The sequence below is a fragment of the Bacillus cereus group sp. BfR-BA-01355 genome (assembly GCF_022663675.1).
Lineage (GTDB): Bacteria > Bacillota > Bacilli > Bacillales > Bacillaceae_G > Bacillus_A > Bacillus_A thuringiensis_S.
Genome location: NZ_JAKUFY010000337.1, coordinates 1 through 360, shown reverse-complemented (window position 1 = coordinate 360; position 360 = coordinate 1). Strand labels below are relative to the sequence as shown.

Here is a 360-nt window from a genome sequence, read left to right as displayed (position 1 = left end):
ACAACTGACGAAGCGAAAGAAGGTCGTGATGCGTTCAAAGAAAAACGCAGTCCGGACTTCGGTCAATTCCCTCGTTTCCCGTGATCAAAAGCGAAAGCGGCTCGCTTAGAATGTGAGGGGGATGGAGCTTCTGACGTAGAGGCGTTTTTTGCCTCGTAGGAAGAAGTGAAGCCACCGAACATTCTAGCCGCTGTAGCTGGATGAAACGAAAAGCAGAAGCGGCTTGCTTAGAACAAGAGGGTGTTGGAACTCCTGACGAAGAGGCGCTTTTTGCCTCGTAGGAAGGCGTGAAACGACCGACTGTTCTAGCCGCTGCAGTTGGATAAGATCAAACCGGAAACAAAACAACTAAGAGACTTG

Annotated in this window: 1 protein-coding gene; it reads left to right on the top strand. The window is 50.0% G+C overall.

Features of this window, described 5'->3' with window-relative positions:
- The coding region (locus tag MR167_RS31935) for a hypothetical protein (RefSeq protein WP_242316274.1) at nucleotides 1-84 on the top strand (84 nt) is incomplete at its 5' end.
- Between the last annotated feature and the right edge of the window lie 276 nt (nucleotides 85-360).